Raw genomic sequence first — 6,673 nt, forward strand, 5'->3', positions numbered from 1 at the left:
CCTTGATCTCTGAAAATTTTGGGGAAACTCCCATTCTCTTTTCCACTTGACTTTTCTTGGAAGCGTGGTATAAGCATAGCTTGTTTTGGGCGCTCGAGGATTGAAATGCCCAAATTTCGGAGAAGTCTGGACCGATTGGTCTTTTTTTTGTGCCGTGCGGGCGAATGTCCGGAATTGGAGTAACGTGAAACTTTCTGAGATATTGAACAAGGCGGCGGTGAAGATTCCGCTCTCCTCTTCCACGAAAGACGATGTCATTAAAGAACTTGTGATTCTTCTTGAGAAGGCGCACGGGCTTGACTCAAAGGGCGAGATCCTCTCGAAAGTGATGCAGCGTGAGTCGATGATGTCGACCGGGATAGGGAACGGGGTGGCGATCCCTCACGGCAAGACCGCCGCAATTGACAATCTGTATGCTGCATGCGGAGTATCGAAGAAGGGAATCGACTTTGATTCTGTGGACGGTGAGCCATCAACTCTCTTCATTCTTCTTGTCTCACCCGAGGACTTCAGGGGGCCGCACGTGAAAACTCTTGCCAACATATCCAGGCTCCTGAAAGAAGAGAAAGTCAGGGAGGGCTTCAGGAAAAGTGAGACTGCCAATCGCTTTCTTGCCAGTCTTAAGGAAGCGGAGGAGACGTACCTCTGAGCCTTCAGGTTGAATACGCGTATGTCCTGGCTTTTGCAGTTGTCGGTGTTGCATTCGTAATCATAGCGCTCTTTCTTTCCTCTCTGTTCAGACCCAAGAATTACTCCGGCAGGAAGCTCACCACTTACGAATGCGGAGAAATCCCGGTCGGTGAACCGTGGTCTCAATTCAACATCAGATTCTATGTGTACGCACTGAGCTTTGTCGTGTTTGAGGTTGAGACCATCTTCCTTATTCCGTGGGCAGTTGTATTTAAGAAACTCGGACTTTTCGGATTCGTCGAGATGTTCGTGTTTCTGGCAATACTCATTGTTGGCTTTCTCTACGCATGGGGAAAGAGAGCCCTCAGGTGGGCTTGAGCGGTTTCTTTTCCCGATTCCGGTCCTCCCGAATCATCCTCCAATAAACATCGACGGAAAGGAAAACTGAGGGATGGGAATCATAGAAAACAGATTCAGACCAAACATAGTCATAACAACGCTCGATAAGGTTTTCAATTGGTCGAGGAAGAATTCCTTGTGGCCGTTTAGTTTTGGTCTCGCATGCTGTGCAATCGAGATGATGGCCACCGCGGCCTCTCGCTACGACCTTGCAAGATTCGGCATGGAGGTATTCAGGCCGTCCCCCAGACAAGCTGATCTGATGATCATTGCCGGTACTGTCACGAAAAAAATGGCGCCGAGAGTGAGACTGTTGTATGAGCAGATGGCGGAAAAAAAGTACGTGATCGCAATGGGCGCTTGCACAATAAGCGGAGGCCCCTTCCAGGATGCATATTCGGTGGTGAGGAGAGTTGACGAAGTCGTGCCGGTGGATGTCTATATCCCTGGCTGTCCTCCGAGGCCCGAGGCGCTTATTGAAGGCCTTCTGGAACTGAGAAGGAAGATTGAGAAAGAGACCCTCGCGCGTACGGATTGATTTTGGGGACATGCTGTCTGCGGAGAACATCCGGATTCCACGGTCTGAGCGGTCTTTTTGGAGTGAGTGATTCTTTCCGTACAGGAGTCTTCGATGTCGATGCTTGAGATACTTAGGTCGAAGTTCGGCGAGGGAGTGGAGGAACTCGCCGACTTCGTGGGGCATAAGACGTTTCTTGTGCCGCCCCGAATTGTCAGAGAGGTGTCATCTTTCCTCAGGAATGAGCAGGTCTTTGGGTTCGACTATCTTACCTGCCTTTCGGGGATTGACAGGGGAAAAGAAGAACCGAGGTTTGAGGTAAGTTACCTCCTTTCGTCGCTGACGAGGAGAGAAATGATTCAACTGAAAGTAAGAGTCAATGACGGCGAGGCGGTCCCAAGCGTGTGTGACATTTGGAGGACGGCTGACTGGCACGAGAGAGAGGCGTTTGACCTTCTCGGAATAGTGTTTTCCGGCCATCCGAACCTGAAAAGGATTCTTCTTCCAGAAGGATGGACCGGACACCCGTTGAGAAAAGACTATGTGGTAGCAGAAGCGGACAAGGAACCATGGGAAAGAGAAGAGTCGGCGAGAGAATCTAATGAACACGGAAAATAGCCCGCCCGCGAATCGAGGCCTCCTTGAAGTTGAGAGACTGTACCTCAACATGGGGCCCCAACACCCGAGTACTCATGGAGTCTTGAGGATAGGCCTTGTCATCGAGGGTGAGAGAATAGTAGATGCCGAGCCGGATGTGGGTTATCTCCACCGCAGCATAGAGAAGATTGCCGAAAAGAGGACGTACCTCCAGTTCATACCCCTCACGGACAGACTTGATTACGTCGCTGCCATGTCAAACAACTTTGCATATGTTCTTGCTGTGGAAAGCTTGCTCGAAATTGAAGTGCCAAGGAGAGCTCAATACATAAGGGTGATTATGGCCGAGCTCCAGCGAATAGCAAGTCACCTCGTGTGGATGGGAGCATTCACGAATGACCTCGGGGCAGCAACACCGCTGCTCTATGGATTCAGGGAAAGGGAAGACATCCTGGATCTGTACGAGATGACCTGCGGAGCAAGGCTTACTTACAACTACTACAGGTTTGGCGGCGTATCCAGGGACATCCCCACAGGTTTTGTGCCTGGTGCGAAGAAATTCATTTCAGGCTTCTGGAAAAAGGTTGACGAGTACGAGGAGCTGCTCACCGAGAATGAAATATTCTTAAAGAGGACAAAGGGCGTTGGGGTCCTGAGCAGAGAAGACGCGATCAGCTACGCCGTATCAGGCCCGATGCTGAGGGCGAGCGGAGTGAAGTGGGATCTGAGAAAAGACAGGCCCTATTCCGTGTATCCGGAATTTGCGTTTGATGTGCCGACTGGCGAGACCGGCGACTGCTGGGACCGCTACAAGGTTCGGATCGAAGAGATGCGGCAGTCGAGGCGGATTCTCGAACAGGCTCTTGACGGCATTCCTGAAGGCGAAATACTTCCCCCCAAGCTCCCGAGAACAATCAGGCCAAAGAAGGGGGAAGCATACGGAAGCGTGGAGGCGCCGAGAGGGGAGCTTGGCTTCTACGTTGTTTCTGACGGTGGGACGAATCCGGTGAGGTTGAAAATCAGGCCTCCTTGTTTTGTCAATCTCGGGAGCCTTGCCGCCATGGTGCACAACTGCCTTATCGCAGATCTTGTTGCGATACTGGGAAGCATTGACATAGTTCTTGGCGAGGTTGACAGGTAGTATGGCGAGTGCATTGATACAAAGACTGCCTTATCCTGCGCAACTCCTGGTATTCATTCTGTTTTCCAGTGTCGCCGTCCTGGGCTTCATAGTTGTCATGGCTCTTTTCATGATCTGGTTCGAAAGGAAAATTATCGGCCATCTTCAGTCCAGAATAGGGCCTCTTCATGTGGGAAAATATTTCGGCTGGGCTCAGCCAATTGCGGATACTCTGAAGCTTTTTCTGAAGGAAGATATAGTTCCGCGAAACGCAGACAAGGTCATATTCACGATTGCTCCAGTTGTTGCTTTTGTCTCTTCTTTCATGGCCTATGTGACTATTCCCTTTGCCAAAAACCTTGTCGCAAAGGACATAAACATGGGCATTCTCTATATCTTCGCAGTTTCTTCGTTTGCGACAATCGGGATATTCATGGGCGGGTGGGCTTCCAACAATAAGTACTCTTTACTTGGAGCGATGAGAGTCGCCGCTCAGATCGTGAGCTACGAAGTTCCGCTCCTTCTCTCTGTCCTGGGGGTAGCGATGCTGGCTGAGACGCTCAGTCTCACCAGGATTGTAGAGGCGCAGAGGAATACCTGGTATGTTTTCTATCAGCCGGTTGGGTTTTTCATCTACTTCACCGCCGGGGTTGCAGAAGTCAACAGGCTTCCTTTCGACATACCGGAGGCAGAGGCGGAGCTTGTTGCCGGGTTTCACACCGAGTACAGCGGGCTCAAGTGGGCATTCTTCTTTCTCTCGGAATATGCAAACATGTTCATTATCTCCGCCGTGGCTACAGTTCTATTTCTCGGCGGATGGCTGGGCCCATTTCTTCCCGGGCTCATTTGGTTTCTTCTGAAGGCCTTCTTTCTCATGTTCATCATGGTTTGGGTTCGCGGCACGTACCCAAGATTGAGAGTGGATCAAATGATGGGTTTTTGCTGGAAATTCCTGCTTCCTCTTGCTTTTCTCAACATAATCTTGACCGGGTTGATAATGGTATTGGCAGGGTAGAGGATGAGACTCTTCATGAGGAAACTCAATCAAGTCAGAAACTTGCTGCTGGGTCTGAAGCTGACTCTCTCTTATATGCTTTCCAAGCCCGTCACGATGAAGTACCCATATGAAACACGGGAGCTTCCCAAGGGTTACAGGGGACTCCATCTTCTCCCAGTCCATCCCGAGACCGGCGAATACAAGTGCATCGGATGCATGATATGCGTGAGAACGTGTCCCGACCATATCATCACCTGCGAGATGGAAAGTTCGCCTGATGATCCCAAAAAGAGGATACTGAAAACATTCAATATTGATCTGTCGAAATGCACTTTCTGCGGGCTCTGCGTTGAGGTCTGCCCTCACAGTGCCATTGAAATGGTCGGGAAGTTCGACCTCGCTGCTCCCTCAAGAAAGAACCTGATCTTCACAAAAGAGGACTTTCATCCAATGTCCAAATGGCATAAGAAGACAGAAACCGGGAAGAGGGGAGTCAAGTGATGGAGCCATTCTTCTATCTCTTTTCGTTCTTTGCGATAGTTTCGGCAATTCTTGCGGTCACGTTAAAGAACATATTTCACTGTGCCCTTTCTCTTGTCGTCGTCTTTGTTTCCACGTCGGCCCTCTTCGTTCTCCTTGATGCCGATTTTCTCGCAATGGTCCAGGTTCTCATCTATGTCGGCGCCATTATCGTGCTCATAATATTCGCAATCGTGCTTACCGAGAAGATCTCCGGTGAAAAGGTGAAGCAGACGAATGAACAGCGGGGAGCTTCGATGTTCATTGCGCTCTGCCTGGCCGGCCTTGTCATCCTGGCGATATTCGGTTCAGTTCTGCCTCTTGTCCCCACGGCTCCGCGGAACGATTCTCTGTGGGCGATTGGGCGTGAGCTAATGACAACATATCTCGGGCCTTTTGAACTGATTTCATTGGTTCTGCTTGCCGCCCTTGTCGGCGCAGTTGTTTTTGGCAAGGAGGTGCTCAAGCGATGATTTCTCTGGGTGCCTATCTCGCGGTTTCGGCTGTTCTTTTCGTCATCGGCATCTACGGTGCGCTCACAAGGAGAAACGCAATAGGGATTCTGATTTCAATTGAAATCATGCTCAGCGGAGTGAATCTGAATCTGGTTTCTTTTTCAAAATTTGTTGAAAGCGAGACGGTGAACGGACAGGTCTTTGCTGTTTTCGTTATGACGGTTGCTGCAGCCGAGGCTGCAATCGGACTGGCGCTCATCATATCTCTCTACAGGAATCTGAGAACAGTCCTTGCAGACCGGTTCAACTTTCTGAAATGGTGAACAGCCATGTTGAGGAAGCCGGATTGGTTGTGGGTGTCAGACTACTATGATCTGTCCCCGGTGCCAAACATCTAATCTCGACGACCACAGGTTTTGCAAGCAGTGCGGTGCAAGACTTCGTGAGGTTGGAAGGAAGGAAAGGGCGCGGGAGACACTGAAGGAGAGATTCTACAGAGGGGTAGCCCTTTTCAATCAGGGTTCATTCAATGCGGCAATTGAACAGTTCAATCATTGCATCGAGGTCGATCCCAGTCACGGAGTTTCCTATTACTACAGGGGAATGGCGAGGCTCTGCAGAGGCAGCATGCCTGATGCAAGGGCTGACCTCAAGAAGAGCGTAGAATGTGAGCCCGGGCTGGGGAACGCGCGAGTCGTTTTGGGAATTCTCGAAATGATCGAGGCAAGGAACTGGGAGGCGATTTCAGAGCTCAGGAAGGGACTGGAACTCACCCCTGAGCTTGCTATCGGGCATCTTCTTCTTGGGCATCTCGAGAAAGAGAGAGGCAGTGCTGAGAACGCCCTTCGGGATTATGAGAGATTTCTCGAGCTCGTTCCCGAAGAATGCGTTCCTTTCTACTATCTGGCTCAGACCCTGTTTGAATCCGGCGAGATGGAGAAATGCATCGCGCTTCTCACGAAGGCCATCAAGTTGAGAAAGAATTTCATTCCGGCAAGAAAGCTGCTGTCGCAAGCATATGCGAAGCTCGGGCAGAAAGAAGGAGCGGCAAGGGAGCTCAAGTATGCTCTCGAACATGGGGAGAAAGACGCCAGGGGATACTACCAGCTTGGTCTTCTCCTTTCCGATCTGCACAAGGAAGATGAAGCGATTGAGATGTTCAAGAAGTCAATCAAACTCGACCATTCTGTTCCTGAAGTCCATTATCAGCTCGGACTTCTTTACTATACCGAGAAAGGCCTGATCAAGGACGCCATAGCCGAGCTCAGAGAGACACTTGCCCTCTCGCCCCTGGACCCTTCCGCGAATCTCATACTGGGTGAGCTTCTTCTTGAGGCGAAAGACGAAGAGGGCGGGAAAAAAGAGTGAGCCGGTTTCTTGACGCACTAGTGCACCGTAACATAAATAAGTTGACATTGACATTGCCCCAGAACGGTGCA

Annotated in this window: 10 protein-coding genes; all 10 read left to right on the top strand. The window is 50.5% G+C overall.

Going from position 1 to position 6,673, the window contains the following annotated elements:
• Window positions 1–184: 184 nt before the first annotated feature.
• The 10 genes from QME66_12235 (at window position 185) to QME66_12280 (ending at window position 6,602) form a co-directional block, all read left to right on the top strand.
• A complete protein-coding gene (locus QME66_12235; protein MDI6809731.1) occupies window positions 185–649 on the top strand; it encodes a PTS sugar transporter subunit IIA in 465 nt (154 codons plus the stop codon).
• Window positions 650–732: 83 nt separating this feature from the next.
• Window positions 733–1,008, top strand: coding sequence for an NADH-quinone oxidoreductase subunit A (locus QME66_12240; protein MDI6809732.1), 276 nt, complete (start codon window positions 733–735; stop codon window positions 1,006–1,008).
• Window positions 1,009–1,081: 73 nt separating this feature from the next.
• Window positions 1,082–1,567, top strand: coding sequence for an NADH-quinone oxidoreductase subunit B family protein (locus QME66_12245; GenBank protein MDI6809733.1), 486 nt, complete (start codon window positions 1,082–1,084; stop codon window positions 1,565–1,567).
• Window positions 1,568–1,660: 93 nt separating this feature from the next.
• Window positions 1,661–2,164 (top strand): NADH-quinone oxidoreductase subunit C, encoded by a 504-nt coding sequence (locus tag QME66_12250; protein ID MDI6809734.1) that lies wholly within the window; start codon window positions 1,661–1,663, stop codon window positions 2,162–2,164.
• Window positions 2,148–3,284: an NADH-quinone oxidoreductase subunit D gene (locus tag QME66_12255; GenBank protein MDI6809735.1), complete on the top strand. Its 1,137-nt coding sequence runs from the start codon at window positions 2,148–2,150 to the stop codon at window positions 3,282–3,284. Before QME66_12250 ends, QME66_12255 begins: the two co-directional genes overlap by 17 nt.
• 1 nt (window position 3,285) lies before the next feature.
• On the top strand, window positions 3,286–4,278 hold the full coding sequence (nuoH, locus tag QME66_12260) for an NADH-quinone oxidoreductase subunit NuoH (protein ID MDI6809736.1): 993 nt from the start codon (window positions 3,286–3,288) through the stop codon (window positions 4,276–4,278).
• Between the two features lie 3 nt (window positions 4,279–4,281).
• Entirely contained in the window at window positions 4,282–4,761 is a 480-nt protein-coding gene (locus QME66_12265) for an NADH-quinone oxidoreductase subunit I (protein ID MDI6809737.1), read from the top strand.
• On the top strand, window positions 4,761–5,252 hold the full coding sequence (locus QME66_12270; protein MDI6809738.1) for an NADH-quinone oxidoreductase subunit J: 492 nt from the start codon (window positions 4,761–4,763) through the stop codon (window positions 5,250–5,252). The genes QME66_12265 and QME66_12270 overlap by 1 nt, the downstream gene beginning before the upstream one ends.
• Complete coding sequence (nuoK, locus tag QME66_12275; GenBank protein MDI6809739.1) at window positions 5,249–5,557, top strand: NADH-quinone oxidoreductase subunit NuoK; 309 nt, start codon at window positions 5,249–5,251, stop codon at window positions 5,555–5,557. Before QME66_12270 ends, nuoK begins: the two co-directional genes overlap by 4 nt.
• A 46-nt stretch (window positions 5,558–5,603) precedes the next feature.
• The gene (locus QME66_12280; GenBank protein ID MDI6809740.1) at window positions 5,604–6,602 is read left to right on the top strand and encodes a tetratricopeptide repeat protein; all 999 of its coding nucleotides are present in this window, start codon (window positions 5,604–5,606) and stop codon (window positions 6,600–6,602) included.
• Window positions 6,603–6,673: the final 71 nt, after the last annotated feature.

Source organism: Candidatus Eisenbacteria bacterium, assembly GCA_030017955.1.
GTDB lineage: Bacteria > Eisenbacteria > RBG-16-71-46 > JASEGR01 > JASEGR01 > JASEGR01.